This window comes from Pseudoxanthomonas sp. JC1303 (assembly GCF_058448525.1).
In genome coordinates this window covers 2,759,782-2,782,312 of sequence record NZ_CP185958.1, presented here as the reverse complement: position 1 = coordinate 2,782,312, position 22,531 = coordinate 2,759,782, and the positions used below count along the sequence as shown (strand labels likewise).

Sequence of the window (22,531 nt, the reverse complement as noted above, 5' to 3'; positions counted from 1 at the left end):
TGCGCACAAAAAAGCCCGCGGGATTGGCGGGCTTTCCGGGGCATCACATCATGCCGGTCTCGAGGCGCGCGGCCTCGGACATCATCGTCTGGTTCCAGGGCGGATCGAACACCAGTTCCACGTCCGCCTCGGCGATGGTCGGGATCATCTCCAGCTTGCTGCGCACGTCGTCGACCAGGATCTCGCCCATCCCGCAGCCCGGCGCGGTCAACGTCATCTTGACCGCCACCTGGCGCTGGCCATCGTCGCGGTGGTCCAAGTCCACCTCGTAGATCAGCCCCAGGTCGACGATGTTGAATGGAATCTCCGGGTCGAAGCAGGTCCGCAGCTGCGACCAGACCAACTGCTCGACCTGGTCGTCGCCGGCATCCTCGGCCAGTTCCAACGGCGCAGCCGGCTCCTTGCCCAGTGCATCGGCGTCCTGGCCGGCGATGCGGAACAGGTTGCCCTCCACGAAGACGGTGTAGCTGCCGCCCAGGGCCTGGGTGATATAGCCATAAGTGCCGGCCGGTAGGGTGACCGTCTCGCCCGCGGGCACCATGACGGCGGCGCAATCGCGCTCGAACTGGACCGGTTCGCTGCTGCTTGAGTACATGTGAATCAGGTGGGGACGACGGGGACGCCAGGCAAGCGCCCATTCTACCGGGCTGGGGTGCCAGCGCCGGGCCGCTGGCACCCCACAGCGTTGCAGTGGTCCATCGACCTGCCGCCGGCGAGAAGGGCCGGGACGGTATCCTTGTTCGATTGTCCCTGCGCCATTGCCGATGCCATCGACCTCCGCCCCGCGTTTCCCGCCCCTGACCGCACTGTTCCTGTTCCTGCTGCTGGGGCTGCTCCAGACCATGACTTGGATGGGCCTGTCGGTCTACCTGGGCGGACAGTGCAGTTGGATGGCCCTGGTCCTCGGCCTGACCGCGGCCTTGGCCCTGCGCCTGGGGGGCATGCCCGCCGGCGGCGCGCGCACGCTGTGGGCCGCCGCGCTGACCGCGCTGGGCGCGGTCTGGGTCAGTTGGGGCATCGTGGTGCTGCAGATGGCCATCTCGATGGGCGTGCGCCCGGATGAATCAGCCCTCAAGCTCGGCGGACACTTGGCCTGGACCCTGATCCAGCTCGCCAACCGCCCGCTGGACTGGCTGCTGCTGGCCGCCGGGGTGATCGTCGCGGCCATCGCCTCGCGCTGAAACGGGCCGCCGGCCGCGCAAGCGGCTCAGTGGCCGCCGTCCAGGGCCTTGAGTTCGCTCACCAGCGCGCTGGCCACCTCCGCGCCATCGCCATAGAGCATGCGCGTGTTGTCGGCATAGAACAGCGCATTCTCGATCCCGGCAAAGCCAGTGCCCTTGCCGCGCTTGATCACGATGGTGTTCTTCGAATCCACCACGTCCAGGATCGGCATGCCGTAGATCGGACTGGCCGGGTCGGTCTTGGCCACCGGATTGACCACGTCGTTGGCACCGATCACCAGCGACACGTCGGTGTTGGCGAATTCGGGGTTGATGTCGTCCATGTCGGCGATCAGGTCATAGGGCACGCCGGCCTCGGCCAGCAGCACGTTCATGTGGCCGGGCATGCGGCCGGCGACCGGATGGATCGCGAACTTCACCTTCACCCCGCGCTCGATCAGGCGCTGGGCCAGCTCCCAGATCTTGTGCTGGGCCTGGGCCACGGCCATGCCGTAGCCGGGCACGATCACCACGCGCTCGGCGAAGGCCATCATCGCGGCGACATCGCCGGCCTCGATCGGCTTCTGGCTGCCGGTGATCTCCTGCGCCGCACCACCACCGCCGAAATTGGAGAACAGCACGCCGGTGACCGGGCGGTTCATGGCCTTGGCCATCAGCCGGGTCAACAGGATGCCGGCCGCGCCCACCATCATGCCGGCGATGATCAGCGCTTCGTTGCCCAGCACGTAGCCTTCGAACGACACCGCCAGGCCGGTGAACGCGTTGTACAGCGAGATCACCACCGGCATGTCCGCACCGCCGATCGGCAGCGTCATCAGTACGCCCAGCGCCAGGGCGACGATGAAGAACGCCACGATCGCGATCGGGTTGAGCGACACCGCCGCCCAGATGCCGAGCACGACCACCGCCACCGCCACGCCCAGGTTGAACAATTGCTGGCCGGGGAAGGTCACGCGCTTGTCCAGGCGCCCGTCCAGCTTGGCCCAGGCGATCACCGAGCCGGACAGCGACACCGCGCCGATGGCCGAGCCGATCACGGCCAGGGCCAGGGTCGTCGTCCCCGGCGCGCGGGCGGCCAGTTCGGCGATCGCGGCCTCGCTCCAGTTGCTGGTATCGCGGTTGAGGATGAAGGCGTAGCGCAGCAGCTCCACCGCACCGATGGCGGCGGCCGAGCCGCCGCCCATGCCGTTGTACAGCGCCACCATCTGCGGCATGTCGGTGATGGCGACCTTCTTGGCCGACACCCAGGCCGCACCGACGCCAATGACGATCGCCGCCAGGATCAGCGGGATGTTGTGCAGCTCGGGCAGGAAGAACGTGGCGATGGTCGCCACCAGCATGCCGGTGCCGGCCCAGCGGATGCCGCTGCGCGCGGTCATCGGCGAGGCCATGCGCTGCAGGCCCAGCAGGAACAGCGTGGCGGCCACCAGGTAGCTGGCGCTCACCACCCAGTCCAGCAGTTGCACGGTAGTGAGGTTCACTTGGGCGCCTCCGGCTTCTTCTTGCTGGACTTGAACATGTCCAGCATCCGCTCGGTCACCACGTAGCCACCGGCCGCGTTGCCCGCGCCGAGCAGCACCGCCAAGAAGCCCAGCACCTTCTCCAGCGTGGTGTCGGCATGGCCCAGCACCACCATCGCACCGATCAGCACGATGCCGTGGATGAAGTTGGATCCGGACATCAGCGGCGTGTGCAGGATCACCGGCACGCGCGAGATGATGACGTGGCCGGCGATGGCCGCCAGCATGAAGATGTACAGCGCTACGAAACCGTCGCTCATGGACCGAGTTCCCCTTGGATAGCCGACTGAAGGCCGCGGCGGCATCATAACCGTGGGCTGACCGGCTTGAGGCCCTCGTCAACCCGAGATGCGCTGGCGCGTTTGCACAGGCATTCCCCCTGCCATGGCTAAGCTGTGCTGGTGAGTCCGCTCCTCTCCGATCCCCCCGATTCCACGGCACCGGCCGCCGAGCGTGTGCCTGCGTCGCTGGAAGCCTTCCTGGCTGGCATCTCCACGCGCGCCTACCGCTTTGCGGAGGCTGGCCTGCGCAGTCGCGAGGACGCACTGGATGCCGTGCAGGATGCGATGATGAAGATGCTGGGCTATGCGGACCGCCCGGCGACCGAGTGGACGCCGCTGTTCTGGAGCATCCTGCGCCGGCGCATCATCGACCTGCAACGGCGCGGCAGCTTCCGCCTGCGCTGGCTGCTGCCCTCCAGCGAGCGCAGCGAGGATGCGCTGGCCGAATGGGCCGACCAGGGGCCGGGGCCCTCCCTCCAGCACGAGCAGCGCGAGGGCTATACCCGCCTGGTCCAGGCCCTGCGCACGCTGCCCGCCCGGCAGCGCGAGGCGTTTACCCTGCGGGTCCTGGAGGAACTGGACGTCGCCGATACCGCCCGGGTGATGGGGTGCTCGGAAGGCTCGGTCAAGACCCACCTGTCGCGTGCCCGCGACGCCTTGCAGAAACAACTGGAGGACCTACGGTGAAGCCCATGCAGCAATTCGACCAGGACATGCGGCAACTGCATGCCGCGTCGCTGGGGGCCATCCCGCCGCAGACCCTGGCCCGGCTGCGCGCCGCACGCCAGGCCCAGGCCCGTCCCCGGCGCGCGCGCGCTGCGGCCTGGCTGGGCGCGAGCGCGTGCACTGCCGTGCTGGCGGTGGTCGCCGTGACCCACCTGATGCCGGTGAGACAGGCCACGCCCGTGACCACCCCGGCGGTGGCGACCGTGCAGGCCTCCGAAGACTTCGTCAGCACCACGGACGTGCTCGACCAGAATCCCGACCTGTATGTCTGGCTGGGCTCGGATGCCTCGCTGGCACTGGAATGAGCCCCATGCGCGCCCTGCTCCGCTCCGTTCTCCTGCTCGCCCTGGCCACCTCGGCCGGCCTGGCCGGTGCGCAGGACCACCGTCCACCGCCGCCACCTCCGCCTCCGCCGGGGCCTGCTGACCGGACCGAATGGCCCGACTGGCAGCACCTGACGCAGGCCCAGCGCGAGGTTCTGGTGGAGCAACTGCGCGAGCGCTGGGACAGCGATCCCGACCGACGTGGCCGGATGATGTCCCACGCCCAGCGCTGGCACGATATGGGCCCCGAGCAACGCGAGAAGGCGCGCCGTGGGGTGCAGCGCTACGAGCGGATGACCCCGCAGCAGCGCGAGGAGGCCCGCGCGTTGTTCGATCACATGCGCGGGCTGCCGCCCGAGCAGCGCAAGGCCTTGCGCGAGGACTGGAAGAAGATGACGCCGCAACAGCGGCGCGACTGGGTCCGTGCGCACCCGCCCGAGCGCGACGACGACCCGGACTGAGCCAGGCCACGCCGCAGGCAGGATCAGATGGCCGCGTCGGCCTGCCAGCGGGTCTTGGCCAGCAGTTCGTCTTCCCAGTCGAAGGCCAGTGCACCGTCCTTGAGGAACAGCGACACGAAGTTGTAGACGTTGCGCGCGTACATCTCGCTGGCGTGGACCGCGCCCATGCTCGCCAGATTCAGCGGTCCTGCCACGGTCACCCCGTTGTCCGAGGTGATCGTCTGGCCGGGCACGGTCAGCTCGCAGTTGCCTCCGGTCTCGGCGGCCAGATCGACGATGACGCTGCCGGGCTTCATGCCCGCCACCATCGCGGCGGTGATGATCTTCGGCGCCGGGCGGCCCGGTACGGCGGCAGTGCACACGATGGTGTCCACGCCCTTGAGGTGTTCGGCCAGGCGACGCTGCTGCTCGGCGCGCTCGGCGTCGGTCAGCTGGCGCGCATAACCGCCCTCGCCCGCCGCGCTCACGCCCAGGTCCAGGAACTTGCCGCCCAGCGACTCGATCTGCTCACGCGTTTCCGGACGCACGTCGAAACCCTCCACCTGCGCGCCCAGGCGCTTGGCGGTGGCCACGGCCTGCAGGCCGGCCACGCCGGCACCCACGATCAGCACCTTGGACGGGCGGATCGTGCCGGCCGCGGTGGTCAGCATCGGGAAAAAGCGCGGGGTCAGTTCGGCGGCGATCAACACCGCCTTGTAGCCGGCCATGCCGGCCTGCGAGCTGAGCACGTCCATGGCCTGCGCGCGTGTCGTGCGCGGCAGGCGCTCCAGCGGGAAGATCACCGCACCGCTGGCCTGCAGCGCCTGGGTACGGGCGGCGTCGGCCTGTGGCTGCAGCGTGCCCACCAGCACGGTGCCGGCCGGGTAACCCGCCAGCACGTCGGTGCCCGGGCATTGCACGCACAGCACCACGCCTGCGACGGGCGCGGACGCCGGCACGATGTCCGCGCCGGCGTCCAGGTAGGCCTGATCGGTAAAGCCCGCAGGCAAGCCCGCACCGGCTTCGACATGGACCGCGGCGCCCGCGGCCACCAGCTTCTTGACGGTCTCCGGCACGGCCGCCACGCGGCGCTCGCCCGTTACGGTTTCCCGCACCACCCGTACTTCGACCGTCATCGCCGCACCGCCCGTCGCTCTAGGAGCGGCGATGCTAGCAAAGGCGAACGGCAGCAGACGCTGCTGGGTTGAGCGGAACCCCGCCTCAGGCGTCGGCGGGCGCCCGGCTCACGCCGTTCAGGCGATCGATCACGCCCTGCATGGCGCTGTCGAAGGCGTCTTCATGGCGATGACGCCGCAGGCGCCCCAGGCGGACCATGACCGCCAGTTCTTCCGGAGACGCCACGCAAAAACGCACGCCGCGGCGGTTGACGAACAACAGGCGCGAGGAAATCGGGCTGACCCAGGACAGCTTGCCCGCCTGGACCTTGTTGTCTTTGTCCACGAAATCCAGCCAGGTGCCGATCGGCAGGCCACGGAAATGCTCGGCATCGGCGCTATCGAAATCCAGCGCGTCGGTGCCCCCGATGAGCTCCAGGTTGGGCGATTGGGCCGCGGCGGCCTGCGCAGCCGGCTCGGCGACGGGCGGCAGGTCGGGCAGCGCGCGCTCCAAGTCCGGGCGCGAGACCGACACCGCCTGCAGCGTGTCGTGCAGCGCATCGATCGCCGAACCGGCGGCCTCGCCGCCCATGCCGACACTGCTGAATACCTTGATCAGCCCATGGCGCCACTCCTGCAACCACGGTTTGCCGACGATCTGCGCCTGCGCCTCGGACAGCTCCTGCAGCACCCCGTCGGCCAGGGCCAGTGCACTGGCGGCCATCTGGCTGTCCTCGCCCTCGCGCAGCAGGGCCATTGTCAGGTGGTGGGCCCACGGCTGGCGCAGGAAGTCTTCAATGGTCTGCGGCACACGCCGCCCTTCCAGGCGCTTGGCCAGTTCGGTCGCGGCGCGGGCGCGGGCCGCTTCCAGACGCTCCTGACCGCGCTGCAGCTCGGTGGCACGGCGCTCGGCGATCTCGATCCGACGCTTGTGCTGGCCCAGGAAGTCGCGGAATTCCTCTTCCAGGGTCAGGAAGATCGCCAGGTTTTCGTTGAACTCGGCCACCAGCCGCTCGACCACTTCCTCGACCTTGGCCATCAGTACCCGCTCGGCGGCGCTCTCCCCGGTGTTGCCCTCGCAGGCTTCGGCCAGCACGTTGAGCAGGCGCCGCGCCGGATGGGTCTTCTGCACGAACATGCGCCGGTCCAGCAGCGCGACCTTGACGAAGGGCACCACCAGCTTGCCCATCAGCTCGCGCGAATGGACCTCTAGGTCGCGCTCGTCTAGCATCACGTCGAACAGCATGCCGACCAGGTCGATGGCGTCCTCGTCGGCCTGCGACAGACGCGTGGTACCGGGTTCCACACCCAGCTGGGACGCGTTGTGAATGACCTCGCTCTTCAGACGCTGGGCCAGCGATTCGCTGCTGGTGCCCACCGCCGCGCCCTGCAGGGTCGCGCTGGGCGTGGTCTGCAGCATGGACAGGACCGACAGCATCTCGCGCTTGGACAGCGAGCGGGCGTCGCCGACCGGCGCATCGAATGCCTCGTCCAGGGCCCCGTTGCCGGCGCTGCGACTGCCGCTGGCGCCCCGATGGCTACGGGACTCCTGCAGCAAATGATGCAGTGCCTCAAGCAGCACACCCTGCGCGTGCGGCCCGCCGGCGGCGTCCGCATCACCAGCGCCGGCATGACCCATCATGCCGGGCATGGCGCCGCCACTGCTCGACAGGCGCTCTGCAAAACGCGCCATCCAGGCCGGCATCGCGGCCTCGTCATTGAAGGCGGCTTCGGTGTCCCCCACGGACCGTGCCTCGACGGTTTCCAGGCCCGGGATCTGGGTGGGATCGGGCTGCGGCGTCGGCCGCCGCGGGACCACCCGCCGATTGGACGGCAGCTCGGCGATCACGCCGGCCTGCTGCAACATCTGGTCCAGCGCCTCATAGACGCGGGCCAGCTGCGGCACCAGCTCGCGCTCACCGAGCTTGATCACCGTCAGCCGGACTTCCAGGGCGAAGTCGCAGCCAGAGAACGCCTCGTGCAAGGCCACGCCCACATGCTCGGGACCGATCGGGTTGTGATCGGCATCCAGATCGGTGACTCCAGCGATGAGCGCCAGGCGTCGGTCGAGGCGGGCCAGGACCTGCTTGCAGTCGCGGCCGACGACGCTGGCGAGATTGCGCGCGGCCAGCCGCGACTCCAGTTCGGTTTCCGACACCAGGCTCAGTCCGCCGGCACCGGGATCGGTCAGGGCCGTGTCCACCGACAGGGGCTGGCCCTCTTCCAGCGAGCGCCAGGCCTTCTCCAGATGCTGACGGAAGCGCGCGACCGAAGGCTCACGCTGGCGGCGCAGCTCACGCATGCCATCCAGGTAGGCCATCTGCACGGGACCGGCCCGCTCGGCGCGGTCGAACAGGGCATCGTCGAACGAGCCCAGCGATTCGCCGAACGCGGTGACCAGTGCAGGCAGCACCAGCGCACGCGCCTGTTCGAGCAGGCGCGGATTGCGACCAGAACCGTGATGGATGTCGGCAAATGGGGACATACGGGCGAAGGCGTCCGTCGATAGCGCAGCGTGAGGAAATGCGGCCCCTGTACCGCGATTTCATCGTAGTGAATCGCCATCGCGCTGAACCGTGATGCAATTGGCAATCCACCTTCAGCTTAAAGCAAAAAGGTCTCTCCCCATCGACTCAGTGCTCCAGCTGGTCGATCGCGCCCTGCATGGCGCTGTAGAACGCATCCTCGTGACGATGCATGCGCACCCGGTCCAGATGGGCCATGGCCGACAGTTCATCGGCCGATGCCACGCACATCCGGCCGCCACGCCGGTCCACGAACATCAGCCGCGCCGAGATCGGGCTGACCCAGCTGAGCTTGCCGGGACGCACGCTGCCGTCGCGGGACACGAAGTCCAGCCAGGTTCCCAGCGGCATGTGCCGGAAATAGTCCGCCGTCACCTCGTCGACCTCGGTCGGCGGCGTCGGTTCTTCCCAGGCCACCGGCACCGGCGCCTCGGGTTGGGCGGTCGGCAACGGACGAGGCAGCGGTGGCAGTTCGGCCAGCACGCTCTCGTCATGCTGCGCCTGGCCGGCCAGCGCGTCGCGCAGGGCCTGGCGCGCCGCCGCTGCGTCGGCCGCGCTCAATCCCAGGTTGTCGAGCAACTTGGACAAGGAGGGCTGCAACTGCTCCAGCCATGGGCGGGCCTGGCCATGCACCCGGGCCAGGTCCAGTTCCTCCAGCAACGCGTCGCCCAGCGCCAGGGCGTCGGACAGGTCCGCCGCGCCACTCTCCCCGCGCAAGACCGTCATGCCGACATAGGGCGCCCAGTAGCGCGACAGGAAGTCCTCGATGGCGGCCGGCAGATGACGCCCCTGGGTGCGGGCGCTCACCGCGCCATCGGCGAACCGACGTGCCTCGTCGCGACGTTCCTGGGCGCGATGCATCTCGGTGGCGCGGCGCTCGGCGATTTCCACCCGACGACGATAGTTGCCGAAGGCGGTGGCAAAGGACTGCAGCAGCGCGGCGAACACCTCGGTGTGCTCGGCGAAATCGCTGACGATCCGGTCGAGCGTGCGATCGAACTCGGCGCGCAGCTGCTTTTCCGCCGCCTCGTCACCGGCCAGGCATTCGGCCGCATCGGCCAGCAGATTGAGCAGGCGCCGCGGTGGATCGTTCTCGCGCAGGAACAATTCCGGCCCGATCAGGGCGACCTTGGCGTAGGGCACCAGCAGGCGCAGCATCGACGCGCGCAGCGCGCCCTGCAGATGGCATTCGTCGAGCATGACCTCGAACAGCATCGCCACCAGGTCCAGGGTGTCTTCATCGACCGGGTCCAGCCGCACGCGCGCAGGATCGATGCCGAGCTTGGCCCCGGTCGCCAGGATGTCGTGTTTCAGCTGCTGCGGCAGCCGCGCCGTCGAGGGCGCGGTGGACGACGAGGGCATGGACTGCATCAGCGACAGCACCGAGAGCAGCTCGCGCTGGGACAAGGCACGACGCGGGTCGGCGCGTCCGGCAGGCGACTCGCCGCGCGAACGCTGCAGCAGGGCATGCAGTTCCGAGGGCAGGATTTCCTTGGTCGTTCGCGCGTGCTCGGCGCCCGCGGCCGCGGCCGGCGAGGCGGCGGGGGGCTGCCACTGGGCGAAGAAGCGCGCGATCCAGTCCGGCGCCTCGTCCTGGTCGGCGGCGTCCTGGCCCGAGAGGTAGCGCGCATTGTGGATGCGCCGACGGGTCCGGGGCTTGAGCAGCGCTTCTTCCGAGGCCCGCACGACCTGCACCAGGCGGCGCTCCAGGCCCGCGTAGAGCGTGCCCAGCCGTTCCTGCAGTTCGACTTCGCAGATGCGGATGATCGCCAGGCGCGCCGGCGGTGCCAGGACCAGCTCCTCCAGGGCATCGAACAGGCCCGCCCCGATGTGATGGGGACCGAACGGCAGCGTGTCGTCCCCCAGCTTCAGCCCGCCGGCCAGCAGACCGACGTAGCGGTTGACTCGCATCAGCTCTGGGCGCCAGCGGTGGGCGATGGCATCGGCCATGCGCCGGATCGCCAGGCGCACCTCCATGTCCTGGTAGCTGAGCAGGCCCAGCTTGGCAGCGCCGTCCTCGTCCAGGTCGATCTCGGCGAGCTTGTATTCCACCGACAGCGGACGGCCGAGCTCCAGCAGCTGCCAGGCGTTGACCAGATGGGCCCGGAACCGGGACAGGCTGCGCTCGCGGCGCCGGCGGACCTCGTGCTTGGCTTCGATCAGATCGATCGAGGCCGCGCCGTCGCGTCCGGCCGATTCGTCCAGGCCCGTGGGCAAGGTGTCATAGACGGCCTGGAAGATTTCGCCCGCCGGCACGATCGCCAACAGCCGCACATGCTCGAGCAGCGCGGCATTACGGTCGTTTTTTGCGTCCTGGGCGTATGTACTGGCCATGCCGAGACACCAAGCCCCCCCTTGAGTGCCTGAATCGAGTGGAAGATACGGAGGGATATGTGTGACTAGCGTTCACATCCCACCCGATCTGCTTATCACTCAAAAAGCGTGCCAAGCAGCTAAACTCCAGCCTATGCCGACCCCCGAACTGCTGCAAGCCCTCGACCAGCGCCGTTCAGTCCCGTCCAAGCAGCTCCGCGACCCCGGCCCGGACCAGGCCACGCTGCTGCGCGTTCTGCGCAGTGCCTCGCGCGTCCCGGACCACGGCAAGCTGGTGCCTTTCCGCTTCGTGCGCATCCAGGGCCAGGCCCGTCAGGCGATGGGCGAGCTGCTCGCCGCGCGCACCCTGGCCCTTGACCCGCAGGCCCCTGCCTCGGCCGTGGAGAAGGACCGGCACCGCTTTTCCCATGCGCCGCTGGTCGTCACTGTCGTCGCATGCCTGCGCCCGGGTCACAAAGTGCCCCTGGAGGAGCAATGGCTGACCGCCGGCAGCGTGTGCTTCGCCCTGCTCCAGGCCGCGCAGGCGGCCGGTTTCGGCGCGCAGTGGCTGACCGGCTGGCCGGCATACGATGCCGAGGTGCACGCGGCTCTGGGCCTTGGCCCGGACGAGCGGATCGCCGGCTTCATGCACCTGGGGACTGCAGCCATGGAAGCCCCCGAGCGCGAGCGTCCTGATCCTGCGGACCTGCTGACCGACTGGCCCGGCCGTGACTGAGATGCCCCCCGTCCAGGCGCAGCGGCCGACCCCGCTGTACCTGGTCGATGCCAGCCTGTACGTGTTCCGCGCCTGGCACTCGATGCCCGACCAGTTCCAGGACACCGAAGGCTGGCCGACCAATGCAGTGCATGGCTTTGCGCGTTTTCTGGCCGAACTGCTCGAACGCGAACGGCCCGGCCATATCGCCATTGCCTTCGACGAGGCGCTGGACAGTTGCTTCCGCCATGCGCTCTACCCTGCCTACAAGGGCAACCGCGAACCGGCACCGCCGGAACTGCGGCGCCAGTTCGCCCACTGCAAGGCGCTGTGCGCCGCGCTGGGCCTGCCGGTGTTGGCCCACCACCACTACGAGGCCGACGACCTGATCGGCAGCGCGCTGCATGCGGCCCGCCCGCTGGCGTTCCGCGGGGTGATCGTCTCGGCCGACAAGGACCTATCCCAGTTGCTCGGTGAGCACGACGAGCAATGGGACTTCGCTCGCGGCGTGCGCTGGGGCATGGGCGGGGTCAAGGCCCGCCACGGCGTGGAGGCCCACCAGATCGCCGACTATCTGGCCCTGTGCGGCGATGCCATCGACAACATCCCCGGGGTGACCGGCATCGGCGCCAAGACCGCCGCGATCCTGCTGGCGCACTTCGGCAGCCTGGATGCGCTGCTGGCACGCTGCGACGAAGTCGCCTACCTGCGCATGCGCGGCGCGGCCCAGGTGGCGGTGCGCCTGCGCGAGCAGCGCGAGCACGCGCTGCTATGGCGGCAGTTGACCACCATCGCCCTGGATGCGCCGCTGGACGGCGCGGTGCCCGGTTTCGCGAGACTGGACGCCGATGGCGACATGCTGGACGCGCTCTGTCAGTCGCTGCGCTTCGGCCCGACCCTGCGCCGCCGGCTGCGCACCGTGGCCGGCCTGGAACACCCCTGGGCGCCGCCGCAGGACGACGACGCTCCCCATTTCCCTTCCTACGAGCCCGCCTGATGAATTCCAAGACCGAACCGGCCGAAGTCATGTACGACGGCAAGTACCTGCGCATGATCCGCCGCGGCACCTGGGAATACGCCGAACGCGCCCACGCCGGCGGCCTGGCCGCGATCATCATCGCCGTCACTCCGCAGGACAAGATCGTCTTCGTCGAACAGTTCCGCGTGCCGCTGCAGGCCAACACCATCGAGATGCCCGCCGGACTGGTGGGCGATATCCACGCCGACGAATCCATCGAGGTCTCGGCCATCCGGGAGCTGGAGGAAGAAACCGGCTGGACCGCCGAGCACGCCGAAGTGCTGCTGATCGGCCCGGTCTCCTCGGGCAGCACCAGCGAACAGATCGCCTTCGTCCGCGCCAGTGGCCTGACCAAAGTCGGTGAGGGCGGCGGCGATGGCGACGAGAACATCACCGTCCACGAGATTCCGCGCACCCAGGCCGCCGCCTGGCTGGTGTCCAAGCTGGGCGAGGGCTACCAGCTGGACGCCAAGCTCTGGGCCGGCCTGTGGATGATCGAGCACCACCTGGACGGTACGCCGCGTGGCTGAGTCCAGCCTGCTCGGCCCCGAGGATCCCCCTGCGTTCACCCTGATCGGCGAGGGCGCACCCTCGCCCTTCCTGCTGATCGCCGACCATGCCGGGCAGGCCGTGCCGGCGGCGCTGCACGGCCTGGGACTTTCCCAGGCCGAACTGGACCGGCACATCGGCTGGGACATCGGCATCGCCGGCACCACGCGCAAGCTGGCGGCCCTGCTCGATGCCACGGCGGTGCTGCAGACCTATTCGCGCTTGGTCATCGACTGCAACCGTCCACCAGGAGCGCCCGGCTCGATCGCCGCGGTCAGCGACGGCACCGACATCGCCGCCAACGTGGCGGCCAGCGAGGCCCAGCGCGCGCAGCGCGTGGCCGAGATCTTCGCGCCCTACCACGCCTGCATCGGGGCTCAACTCGATGCGCGCGCCGCACGCGGCCAGCCGACCATCCTGATCGCCATGCACAGCTTCACCCCGGTGTATGCCGGAATCGTGCGGCCCTGGCAGGCCGGCGTGCTCTACCAACGCGATGCACGCTTTGCCATGGCGCTCAAGCCACTGCTGGAAGCCGAGGGACTGGTCGTGGGCAACAACGAACCCTACGCGGTCAGCGACGCCACCGATTACGCCATCCCCGTGCACGGAGAGCGACGTGGACTGGTGCACCTGGAACTGGAGATCCGCCAAGACCTGATCGCACACGAGGAGGGGCAGGCGGCATGGGCGGCGCGCCTAGCGCGCCTGTTCAGTGATCTGGCGGCGGACTTCACGCCCACCTAGGCCGCGCAGGGCTATACCAGAGCTTCCCCCGACCTCACGCCGCGCCGCCATGCTCATCCGACTGGGTTACGAGATTGCCTTCCGCTTCCCGCAGCCGACGCCGATGCTGGTGACGCTCAATATCCATGACAGTCGGCGCACCGACATCGTCATTGGACAAGAGCTGCGCGCCCTGCCCGGCGTGCCGATGCGTCAGTACCACGACAGCTTCGGCAACACCTGTACGCGTCTGGTTGCGCCGGCGGGGCTGCTGACACTGCACGCCGACGCGGTGGTCCAGGACAGCGGCGTGCAGGACCTCACCATGCCGCAGGCCCGCGAGATTCCTGTGCCGGAGCTGCCGGACGAGACCCTGCTGTTCCTGCTGGGCAGCCGCTATTGCGAGACCGACCAACTGGTCGGCATGGCCTGGGACCTGTTCGGCCACACGCCCCCGGGCTGGCAGCGGGTGCAGGCCATCTGCGACTACGTCCACGGTCAGATCGAATTCGGCTACCACCACGCCAGTGCCACCAAGGGTGCGGCGCAGGCGCTGCGCGAGGGACGCGGCGTCTGTCGGGATTTTGCCCACTCGGCCATCGCGCTGTGCCGCTGCATGAACATCCCGGCCCGCTACTGCACCGGCTACCTGGGCGACATCGGCATCCCACCGGTCGACGCACCGATGGACTTCTCGGCCTGGTTCGAGGCCTACCTGGACGGCACCTGGTACACCTTCGACGCGCGCCATAACGTCCCCCGCATCGGCCGGGTGCTGATCGCCCGCGGCCGCGACGCGGCCGACGCGGCCATCAGCAACAGCTTCGGCGCCAACACCCTGGAGAAGTTCGTGGTCTGGACCGACCAGACCGACGATCCTTCGCTGTCCCCGCGCATGGCGGGCATCTCGGCGGTGCCGGCCCTGCAGGCTGTCTGAGGCGAGTCGCCATTCCCCTGCCTTGGTCGCGGGCAGCGACAGCGGACACCCAGGCAGAACACCTCGCATTGCAAACCCGGGGCGCGATGAGGCCCGCGCGCCGCAGGGAGCACAGCGACCCCTGCCATGCCCGTCAGACATTCGACGCACGGATCCCGCCATCGGCCACCGCGAGGGTGGCCGCCGATGCGATCAGGCGAAGGCGTCGGTGGCGCGGACCAGGGCGTCGATGTTCTCGGCTTCGAATGCGGAGTGCCCGGAGGTCGGGCTGATCTCCAGCGTCGCCTTCGGCCAGGCCTTGTGCAGGTCCCAGGCATTGGCGATCGGGCAGACCACGTCGTAGCGGCCGTGCACGATCACCCCAGGGATGTCGGCGATACGGTGCGCATCGCGCAGCAACTGGTCCTCGACCTCGAAGAACCCCCCGTTGACGAAGTAGTGATTCTCGATGCGGGCGAAGGCCAGCGCGAATTCCGCATCCTCGTGCCCGTTGACGAAATCATCGTCCACGCGCAGGAAGCTGGTCGCCCCCTCCCACACCGACCACGCCCGCGCAGCGGCCAGGCGGGTGGCATGGTCATCGCTGGTCAGGCGCCGATGGAAGGCCGAGATCAGATCGGCGCGCTCGACCTCGGGGATCGCCTTGATGTAGTGCTCCCATGCATCGGGGAACAGGCGGCTGGCGCCCTCCTGGTAGAACCATTCCAGCTCCCAGCGGCGCAGCATGAAGATGCCGCGCAGGACCAGCTCGGTCACGCGCTGCGGGTGGGTTTCGGCGTAGGCCAGGGCCAGGGTGGACCCCCAGCTGCCGCCGAACACCTGCCAGGCCTCGATGCCCAGGTGCTCACGCAGTTTTTCGATGTCGGCCACCAGATCCCAGGTGGTGTTGTCGACCAGGTCCGCATGCGGACGCGAGCGGCCCGAGCCGCGCTGGTCGAACAGCACGATGCGGTATTTGGCCGGGTCGTGGAAGCAGCGCATCTTCGGGCTGCAGCCGCCGCCCGGGCCACCGTGCAGCAGCACCACCGGCTTGCCCTGCGGATTGCCGCACTCCTCGAAATACAGGACGTGGCGATCGTCGACCTGCAGCGTGCCGGTGTTGTAGGGCTCGATGGCGGGGTAGAGCGTGCGCATGCGGTGTTCCTGCGGAAAAACGCCATTGTATCGGCCCATCTCCAGGCTTGGCTGCACGCGGCTCACCCGCCGCGCGCGACCGCGTTCACGCCAGCATGCGCAACAGCCGGGCGCGCAGCTTCCCAGCCACGGCCTTGGGCGCCTGCACGGTCACGCTGCCGCCATGGCTGGGCACAATCAAGATCGCGTTTTCCTCCCAGCGGGCCCAGCGCGGCAGACCGTGCCGGTAGACCAGCGGTGCACCGTTGGGGTCCCCCGATGCGGGCACGTAGCCGTAAACCCGCACCGCCTCAGGAAAGCCAGGCGCGACCCGCGCCCAGTGGCCAGCGTCCATGACGAACACGCATGGCAGTGCGGCATACAGCGAAGGCAGGGTCCCAAGACAAGCGGCGACGAACACAGGTACCGGCATCGCGTGGCGTGCGAAGGCCAGAGACAAGCCCTGCACGCACAGCAGACAGAGCACGAGGAAACACAGCCAGCTCAGCACCTGCCCTGACGAACAGCAGGAGCCGCCGCCACACCGGGATCTTCCACACGACCTTGCTCATCTTCCGGCGTTCCTGCACCCGGCGCCTCAGCCTGCCTGCCCGATCCATTGCCCCAGCGTCACCCGGTCCCGCATCTCCAGGTCCTGTGCGGTTTGCACTTCGACAAAGCCGGCTTCTTCCAGCAGCGCCCGTACCCCGACGCCCTGATCCAGACCATGTTCCAGCAGCAGCCACCCGCCTGGGATCAGGTGGCCCGGCGCCTGCCCGACGATGCGGCGGATGTCATCCAGCCCATCGGCGCCAGAGGCCAGCGCGCTGGCCGGCTCGAAGCGCAGATCCCCTTGGGACAGATGCGCGTCGCCGGCCTCGATGTAGGGCGGATTGCTGGCGATCAGGTCGAAGCGCCGACCGGCCAGCGGCGCAAACCAGTCGCCCTGCACGAATGCGACGTTGTCCAATGCATGCGCCCGCGCATTGCCCTGCGCCACCGCCAGTGCGGCCTCACTGGCATCGGTGGCCAGCACACGCGCCTGCGGGCGCTCGCTGGCAATGGCCAGCGCGATCGCGCCGCTGCCGGTCCCCAGGTCCGCCACCTGGAGCGGCATGTCGGCTGGCAGCCGCTCCAGCGCCAGTTCGACCAGCCGCTCGGTCTCGGGCCGAGGAATCAGCGTGGCCGGCGTGACCTGGAGGTCCAGCGTCCAGAATCCGCGCGACCCGGTGATATAGGCGATCGGCTCGCCCGCTGCCCGCCGTGACACCAGCGTGGCGTAGGCCGCCTGCAGCACCTCATCGGCCGCATCGGCGCCATGCGCGAACAGCCACGCGCGGTCGCGCTGCAGCGCGTGCAGCAGCAGCAACTCGGCCTCGTAACGGGCATCGACACCGGAAAGTTGCACGGCGCCGCGACGCGCCAGTGCATCCAGGCGCAGGGGTGACTGCGTATTCATCCCATGAATGGTAGCCGTTGGATGGCGGCGCCCGCTTCCCCGCCCACTTCTGGAGCCTGCGTTGAAATCTTGTGTCTCGTTGTTCCGCCTCGCCCTGGCTGCATCGGCCGCCCTGATCCTCGGTGGCTGCCAGAGCGTGGCTTTCGCCATCGCCAACCGTGGCGTCGCCGCGCCCGATGCCAGCGTGGCCTACGACCCTGGCCATGGGCTCTCGCTGGACATCTATCGTCCCGCCACCCCGCTTCCGGATGCGCCCGTGCTGGTGTTCTTCTACGGCGGCAGCTGGCAGCACGGCGCGCGGGACCAATACCGTTTCATTGGACGGCGCCTGGCCTCGACCGGCGCGGTGGTGATGGTGGCCGACTACCGCAAGGGTCCGCAGACCCCGTTCCCTGGCTTCATGCACGACGGCGCTCGCGCCGTGGCCTGGGCCCGACGCCATGCGCGGGACTATGGCGGCGATCCGGCGCGCCTGTTCATCGCCGGGCATTCGGCTGGCGCGCAGATTGCCGCACTACTGGGCACCGATGCGCGTTACCTGGAGGCCGAGGGCGTGCCGCTGTCGGCCATCGCCGGCGTCATCGGCTTGTCTGGACCGTATGACTTCAGCATCAGCGGCAAGTTGGTCGACGTGTTCGGTCCGCCGGCGCAATGGCCGCAAGCCCAGGCCATCGGGTTCGTCGATGGTGACGAACCGCCGTTCCTGCTGGTGGCGGGCACCGACGACAAGATCGTCGCGCCGCGCCAGACCGACGCCCTGGCCGCGCGCCTGCGCGCCCAGGGCGATGCGGTGCAGGTGCTGCATCTTCCCGGCGGCAGCCACCTCACTCCGCTGATCGATCTCTACAAGCCCGAACGCGACCCGGCCCTGCTGCAGCGCATCGCCGCGTTTCTGCGGGCGCCGTGACCAGGCTGAAACATCCGCGAGCCTACGATGAAGGCAACCAGATTGATTGATAAAAACTATCGATTCAATCCTGGCAATCGATTTGAGAAATAGAAGCGCGGTGCGTACGATGCACCCATCGCTTTCAACCCTCCCTCAACAAAAGGAAGACTGATGTCCATCATCAACACCGAAATCCTGCCGTTCAAGGCGACCGCCTACAAGAATGGCGAATTCATCGAAGTGTCCGACGCCGACCTGAAGGGCAAGTGGTCTGTCGTGGTCTTCTACCCGGCCGACTTCACCTTCGTGTGCCCGACCGAACTGGAAGACCTGGCCGAGAACTATGCCGAGTTCCAGAAGTTCGGCGTGGAGATTTACTCGGTGTCCACCGACACCCACTTCTCGCACAAGGCCTGGCACGACACCTCCGATGCCATCGGCAAGATCAAGTACGCCATGATCGGCGATCCGACCCACCAGATCTCGAAGAACTTCGACATCCTGCGTCCGATGGGCCTGGCCGACCGCGGCACCTTCATCATCGACCCGCAGGGCGTGATCCAGGGCATCGAGATCACCGCCGAAGGCATCGGCCGCGACGCGACCGAGCTGCTGCGCAAGGTCAAGGCCGCGATCTACGTCGCCGACCACCCGGGTGAAGTGTGCCCGGCCAAGTGGAAGGAAGGCGCCAAGACCCTGGCCCCGTCGCTGGACCTGGTCGGCAAGATCTAAACGCCGGTTCGGCTTGCGCCTCCCTCCTGCGGGAGGGAGGCGCACGGCGGCAAACCGGAACCCACGCGGCGCCTTGTTCTCTCGCGCGGTTTGCGTTTTGCCCTGTTTTTCCATGCGCCTGCCTGATCCCGGGCCGGCCGTCCGTTCCTGTCATCTGGAGATGCCCCCCATGTTGGACGACACCCTCAAGAGCCAGCTCAAGGCCTACCTGGAGCGCCTGACGCGCCCGGTGGAGTTGGTCGCCTCGGTCGACGATTCGGCGACCTCCAAGGAAATGCTCGAGTTGCTGAGCGACATCGTGCTGCTGTCGGACAAGGTTTCGCTGGTCGAGCATCGCGATGCCGACGTGCACACGCCCTCCTTCGCGATCAACTCGCCGGGACACGACATCCACCTGCGCTTTGCCGGCCTGCCGATGGGCCACGAGTTCACCTCGCTGGTGCTGGCCCTGCTGCAGGTGGGCGGTCATCCGTCCAAGACCGCGCAGGACACAATCGAGCAGATCCAGGCACTGGAGGGCGAGTACAAGTTCGAGACCTATTTCTCGCAGAGCTGCCAGAACTGCCCGGACGTGGTCCAGGCATTGAACCTGATGGCGGTGCTCAATCCCAAAATCCAGCACGTGGCCATCGACGGCGCGGTGTTCCCGACCGAGGTCGAGGCGCGCCAGGTGATGTCGGTGCCAACCGTTTACCTCAACGGCGAGACCTTTGGTCAGGGCCGCATGAACGTGGAAGAGATCGTTGGACGTCTGGACGCTGGTGCGGCCAAGCGCGACGCCAAGAAGATCTCGGCCAAGGCGCCGTTCGAGGTCCTTATCGTCGGCGGTGGTCCGGCGGGCTCGGCCGCGGCGGTCTACGCCGCGCGCAAGGGGATCCGCACGGGTGTAGCCGCCGAGCGCTTCGGTGGCCAGGTGCTGGACACCATGGCGATCGAGAACTTCATCTCCGTACAGGAGACCGAAGGTCCGAAGATGGCCGCCGCACTGGAGGCGCACGTACGCCAGTACGAGGTGGACATCATGAACCTGCAGCGCGCCGAGAAGCTGGTGCCGGCCGGTGACGATGGCCTGATCAGCATCGAGCTGGCCAATGGCGCTGCGCTCAAGGGCAAGACCGTGATCCTGTCCACCGGCGCGCGCTGGAGGCAGATGAACGTACCCGGCGAAAACGAGTACAAGAACAAGGGCGTGGCCTACTGCCCGCACTGCGATGGCCCGCTGTTCAAGGGCAAGCGCGTGGCGGTAATCGGCGGCGGCAACTCCGGCGTGGAAGCGGCCATCGACCTGGCCGGAATCGTCAAGCACGTCACGCTGATCGAGTTCGACCACAAGCTGCGTGCCGACGAAGTCCTGCAGCGCAAGCTGCGCAGCCTGCCCAACGTGGACATCATCGTCTCGGCGCTCTCCACCGAGGTGCATGGCGACGGCAGCAAGGTCACCGGCCTGTCCTACACCGACCGCACCAATGACGAGGGTCACAGGCTGGAACTGGAAGGCATCTTCGTGCAGATCGGCCTGCTGCCCAACACCGAGTGGCTGAAGGGCACGGTGGCCCTGTCCCCGCGCGGGGAGATCATCGTCGACGAGCGCGGCGCAACCAACGTGCCAGGCGTGTTCGCCGCCGGTGACGCCACCACCGTGCCGTACAAGCAGATCGTGATCGCCATGGGCGAAGGCTCCAAGGCCGCGTTGAGCGCCTTCGACCACCTGATCCGCCACAGCGCGCCGGCGGAGGTCCGCACCGCCGAGGCGGCCTGAGCATCGGGCTCGCAGCGCCCTCCCCCGCGAGCCCGCCACCTCGCTCGCCGGTCATGCCGGCGGGCGTTTTTTTGGCTCCATTTACCTCCCATCGATTGATCGAACCGCGCAAAAGGCGTTGAATGCATCGACGGCTCCGATGGCCGTGCCTTCCAACACGGATGCGTTCGCTTGAATCTGCGTGACCTCAAATATCTGGTCGCCCTGGCCGACCACATGCACTTCGGCCGCGCCGCAGCGGCCAGCTTCGTCAGCCAGCCCACCTTGTCGACCCAGATCAAGAAGCTGGAAGAAGAGCTGGGTGTCTCGCTGGTCGAGCGCGCGCCGCGCAAGGTGATGCTGACGCCGGCCGGGCGTGATGCCGCCGAGCGCGCGCGTCGCATCGTGGCCGAGGTCGAGCAGATGAAGGAGGCGGCCCGCCGCAGCCAGGATCCCGAAGCCGGCACCGTGCGGCTGGGCATCTTCCCCACCCTGGGGCCCTACCTGCTGCCGCACGTGGTTCCTGCCATCCGCGCACGCTTCCCCCAACTGGAACTGCTGCTGGTGGAGGAAAAGAGCGACGTGCTGCTGCAGCGCCTGCGCGAAGGCAGGCTCGATGCAGGCCTGCTGGCCCTGCCCATCGACGAGGATCAGCTGCATGTGGAGTTCCTGTTCGAGGAGCCGTTCGTACTGGCCGTGCCCGAGCACCACCCGCTCGCAAGTCGCGGCAGCCTGACCCTGGCCGAATTGAACGACCAAAAGCTGCTGCTGCTGGAGGACGGCCACTGCCTGCGCGAGCAGGCGCTGGAGGTCTGCCGCCTGTCCGGCGCCAACGAGAAATCCGAGTTCCGCGCCACCAGCCTGGAAACTCTGCGCCAGATGGTCGCCGCCGACGTCGGGGTGACCCTGCTGCCGACCCTGGCGGTCAAACCACCGGTGGCGCGCTCGGACAACATCCACCTGCTGGGGTTCAGCGACTCCCATCCCAGCCGGCGCATTGCCATGGTCTGGCGCAGAAGCTCGGCCATGTCGGCCTTCCTCACCCAGCTGGCACAGGTCTTCCGCGATCTGCCCCCGCACCTGCTCGACCCCGCCGCAGCGCCTGCGCCGCCGGCCCGCAAGAAAACATCGACGACGACGCAACGTCGCGCGTGAGAGCCTGTTCACTACCCGACACGACTGAATCAACGGATCGATACCATGACCTCCCCTAGCAAACTCGAACAACTTCGCGACCTCTCCGTGGTCGTGGCCGACACCGGCGACTTCGACGCGATCAAGCGCCTCAAGCCGGTGGACTGCACCACCAACCCGACTCTGGTGAAGAAGGCCCTGGACCTGCCGGGCTACGCCGACCTGATCGACGAGCAGATCACCTGGGCACGCAGCCAGGGCGCGGTCACCGACGAGCTGGTGGCAGAGGTGGTCGATCGCCTGACCGTCGGCGTGGGCGTCAAGCTCTCGGGCCTGATTGATGGCCGGGTCTCCACCGAGGTCGATGCCGACCTGGCCCACGACACCGCCGCCACCGTGGCCAAGGCCAAGAAATTCATCGCCATGTACGCCGAAGCCGGCGTGCCCAAGGACCGCATCCTGATCAAGGTGGCCTCCACCTGGAAAGGCGTGGAAGCCTGCCGCCAGCTGCAGGCCGAGGGCATCGACTGCAACTGCACGTTAATCTTCAATCCCACCCAGGCCCTGGCCTGCGCCGAGGCCAATGCCTTTCTGATCTCGCCGTTCGTCGGCCGCATCCTGGATTGGTACAAGGCCCACGACCAGGCGCCGGCCACGATCGACGACGACCAGGGCGTCAAGTTCGTCCGCGGCGTCTACGACACCTTCAAGCGCCGCGGCATCAAGACCGTGGTGATGGGCGCTTCGTTCCGCTCCACCGACCAGATCGAAGCGCTGGCCGGGTGCGACCGCCTGACCATCTCCCCGGACCTGCTGGACAAGCTGGACGCCGACCACGGCGACCTGCCGCGCAAGCTGTCACCCGCGGCGGCCGAGGACACGACCGTGCCGCCGATCACCGCCGAGCAGTTCGCGCGTGACGTCGAGGCTGATCCGATGGCCAAGGAGAAGCTGGCAGACGGCATCAAGGCCTTCGCCGACGACCTGGCCGCCGTGCGCAAGACCATCGCCGACCGCCTGGCCGGTTGAGCCACGCGCCGCGCGGAGACGAAAACGCCGCCGGGTTCGCACCCGGCGGCGTTTTTCATTGCGGTTCC

General features: G+C 68.2%; 23 protein-coding genes. 14 read left to right on the top strand and 9 right to left on the bottom strand.

The window, feature by feature from the left end; genetic code table 11:
- Positions 1–43 precede the first annotated feature (43 nt).
- Positions 44–595: a putative Fe-S cluster assembly protein SufT gene (sufT, locus tag ACORQU_RS12415; protein WP_271644766.1), complete on the bottom strand. Its 552-nt coding sequence runs from the start codon at positions 593–595 to the stop codon at positions 44–46.
- Between the two features lie 169 nt (positions 596–764).
- Between sufT and ACORQU_RS12410 the strand changes: the two genes are divergently transcribed.
- Positions 765–1,181 (top strand): hypothetical protein, encoded by a 417-nt coding sequence (locus tag ACORQU_RS12410; protein ID WP_491641469.1) that lies wholly within the window; start codon positions 765–767, stop codon positions 1,179–1,181.
- Between the two features lie 26 nt (positions 1,182–1,207).
- On the opposite strand, the gene ACORQU_RS12405 is transcribed toward ACORQU_RS12410, so the two are convergent.
- The gene (locus ACORQU_RS12405; RefSeq protein WP_491641467.1) at positions 1,208–2,662 is read right to left on the bottom strand and encodes an NAD(P)(+) transhydrogenase (Re/Si-specific) subunit beta; all 1,455 of its coding nucleotides are present in this window, start codon (positions 2,660–2,662) and stop codon (positions 1,208–1,210) included.
- On the bottom strand, positions 2,659–2,961 hold the full coding sequence (locus tag ACORQU_RS12400) for an NAD(P) transhydrogenase subunit alpha part 2 (protein ID WP_271644762.1): 303 nt from the start codon (positions 2,959–2,961) through the stop codon (positions 2,659–2,661). The genes ACORQU_RS12405 and ACORQU_RS12400 overlap by 4 nt, the downstream gene beginning before the upstream one ends.
- A gap of 135 nt (positions 2,962–3,096) precedes the next feature.
- Here ACORQU_RS12400 and ACORQU_RS12395 point away from each other — a divergent pair, with 135 nt between their 5' ends.
- Genes ACORQU_RS12395 through ACORQU_RS12385 form a run of 3 tightly spaced genes read left to right on the top strand, consistent with a single transcriptional unit; the run spans position 3,097 to position 4,492 of the window.
- The gene (locus ACORQU_RS12395) at positions 3,097–3,669 is read left to right on the top strand and encodes an RNA polymerase sigma factor (protein WP_491641466.1); all 573 of its coding nucleotides are present in this window, start codon (positions 3,097–3,099) and stop codon (positions 3,667–3,669) included.
- Positions 3,670–3,674: 5 nt separating this feature from the next.
- Positions 3,675–4,013, top strand: coding sequence for a hypothetical protein (locus ACORQU_RS12390; RefSeq protein ID WP_271644761.1), 339 nt, complete (start codon positions 3,675–3,677; stop codon positions 4,011–4,013).
- A gap of 5 nt (positions 4,014–4,018) precedes the next feature.
- Positions 4,019–4,492, top strand: coding sequence for a DUF3106 domain-containing protein (locus ACORQU_RS12385; RefSeq protein WP_491641465.1), 474 nt, complete (start codon positions 4,019–4,021; stop codon positions 4,490–4,492).
- A 23-nt stretch (positions 4,493–4,515) separates the two neighbouring features.
- On the opposite strand, the gene ACORQU_RS12380 is transcribed toward ACORQU_RS12385, so the two are convergent.
- From ACORQU_RS12380 to ACORQU_RS12370, 3 genes are all read right to left on the bottom strand, one after another.
- Positions 4,516–5,607, bottom strand: coding sequence for an NAD(P) transhydrogenase subunit alpha (locus tag ACORQU_RS12380; protein WP_491641464.1), 1,092 nt, complete (start codon positions 5,605–5,607; stop codon positions 4,516–4,518).
- Between the two features lie 85 nt (positions 5,608–5,692).
- On the bottom strand, positions 5,693–8,071 hold the full coding sequence (pacR, locus tag ACORQU_RS12375; protein ID WP_491641463.1) for a PacR family protein: 2,379 nt from the start codon (positions 8,069–8,071) through the stop codon (positions 5,693–5,695).
- Between the two features lie 148 nt (positions 8,072–8,219).
- The gene (locus tag ACORQU_RS12370) at positions 8,220–10,445 is read right to left on the bottom strand and encodes a DUF1631 family protein (RefSeq protein WP_491641462.1); all 2,226 of its coding nucleotides are present in this window, start codon (positions 10,443–10,445) and stop codon (positions 8,220–8,222) included.
- Between the two features lie 133 nt (positions 10,446–10,578).
- Between ACORQU_RS12370 and ACORQU_RS12365 the strand changes: the two genes are divergently transcribed.
- From ACORQU_RS12365 to ACORQU_RS12345, 5 genes are read left to right on the top strand one after another with little or no spacing between them, the layout of a single operon-like run.
- Positions 10,579–11,160 carry a nitroreductase family protein gene (locus ACORQU_RS12365; RefSeq protein WP_491641460.1) on the top strand — a complete coding sequence of 194 codons (582 nt, stop codon included), beginning with the start codon at positions 10,579–10,581 and terminating at the stop codon, positions 11,158–11,160.
- Position 11,161: 1 nt separating this feature from the next.
- A complete protein-coding gene (locus ACORQU_RS12360; RefSeq protein ID WP_491645105.1) occupies positions 11,162–12,136 on the top strand; it encodes a 5'-3' exonuclease in 975 nt (324 codons plus the stop codon).
- Positions 12,136–12,687 (top strand): NUDIX hydrolase, encoded by a 552-nt coding sequence (locus ACORQU_RS12355; RefSeq protein ID WP_271644754.1) that lies wholly within the window; start codon positions 12,136–12,138, stop codon positions 12,685–12,687. Before ACORQU_RS12360 ends, ACORQU_RS12355 begins: the two co-directional genes overlap by 1 nt.
- On the top strand, positions 12,680–13,453 hold the full coding sequence (locus ACORQU_RS12350) for an N-formylglutamate amidohydrolase (protein WP_491641458.1): 774 nt from the start codon (positions 12,680–12,682) through the stop codon (positions 13,451–13,453). Before ACORQU_RS12355 ends, ACORQU_RS12350 begins: the two co-directional genes overlap by 8 nt.
- Before the next feature lie 49 nt (positions 13,454–13,502).
- The gene (locus tag ACORQU_RS12345) at positions 13,503–14,369 is read left to right on the top strand and encodes a transglutaminase-like domain-containing protein (RefSeq protein ID WP_491641457.1); all 867 of its coding nucleotides are present in this window, start codon (positions 13,503–13,505) and stop codon (positions 14,367–14,369) included.
- Positions 14,370–14,561: 192 nt separating this feature from the next.
- Here the strand turns inward: ACORQU_RS12345 and pip are convergent, their stop codons facing one another.
- The 3 genes from pip to prmC form a co-directional block, all read right to left on the bottom strand.
- Positions 14,562–15,503 (bottom strand): prolyl aminopeptidase, encoded by a 942-nt coding sequence (gene pip, locus ACORQU_RS12340; RefSeq protein WP_491641456.1) that lies wholly within the window; start codon positions 15,501–15,503, stop codon positions 14,562–14,564.
- 85 nt (positions 15,504–15,588) lie between these two features.
- Positions 15,589–15,993 carry a hypothetical protein gene (locus tag ACORQU_RS12335; protein WP_491641455.1) on the bottom strand — a complete coding sequence of 135 codons (405 nt, stop codon included), beginning with the start codon at positions 15,991–15,993 and terminating at the stop codon, positions 15,589–15,591.
- 87 nt (positions 15,994–16,080) lie between these two features.
- Positions 16,081–16,941, bottom strand: coding sequence for a peptide chain release factor N(5)-glutamine methyltransferase (gene prmC / locus ACORQU_RS12330; protein WP_491641454.1), 861 nt, complete (start codon positions 16,939–16,941; stop codon positions 16,081–16,083).
- A gap of 61 nt (positions 16,942–17,002) precedes the next feature.
- On the opposite strand from prmC, the gene ACORQU_RS12325 reads away from it, so the two are divergent.
- From ACORQU_RS12325 to ACORQU_RS12305, 5 genes are all read left to right on the top strand, one after another.
- Positions 17,003–17,848 (top strand): alpha/beta hydrolase, encoded by an 846-nt coding sequence (locus tag ACORQU_RS12325; protein WP_491641453.1) that lies wholly within the window; start codon positions 17,003–17,005, stop codon positions 17,846–17,848.
- Positions 17,849–18,001: 153 nt separating this feature from the next.
- Positions 18,002–18,562 (top strand): alkyl hydroperoxide reductase subunit C, encoded by a 561-nt coding sequence (ahpC, locus tag ACORQU_RS12320; RefSeq protein WP_271644747.1) that lies wholly within the window; start codon positions 18,002–18,004, stop codon positions 18,560–18,562.
- Between the two features lie 169 nt (positions 18,563–18,731).
- Entirely contained in the window at positions 18,732–20,321 is a 1,590-nt protein-coding gene (ahpF, locus tag ACORQU_RS12315) for an alkyl hydroperoxide reductase subunit F (RefSeq protein WP_491641452.1), read from the top strand.
- Positions 20,322–20,492: 171 nt separating this feature from the next.
- Positions 20,493–21,455, top strand: coding sequence for a LysR substrate-binding domain-containing protein (locus ACORQU_RS12310; RefSeq protein WP_491641451.1), 963 nt, complete (start codon positions 20,493–20,495; stop codon positions 21,453–21,455).
- A 45-nt stretch (positions 21,456–21,500) separates the two neighbouring features.
- Positions 21,501–22,463: a transaldolase gene (locus tag ACORQU_RS12305; protein WP_491641450.1), complete on the top strand. Its 963-nt coding sequence runs from the start codon at positions 21,501–21,503 to the stop codon at positions 22,461–22,463.
- The last annotated feature ends 68 nt before the right edge of the window (positions 22,464–22,531 follow it).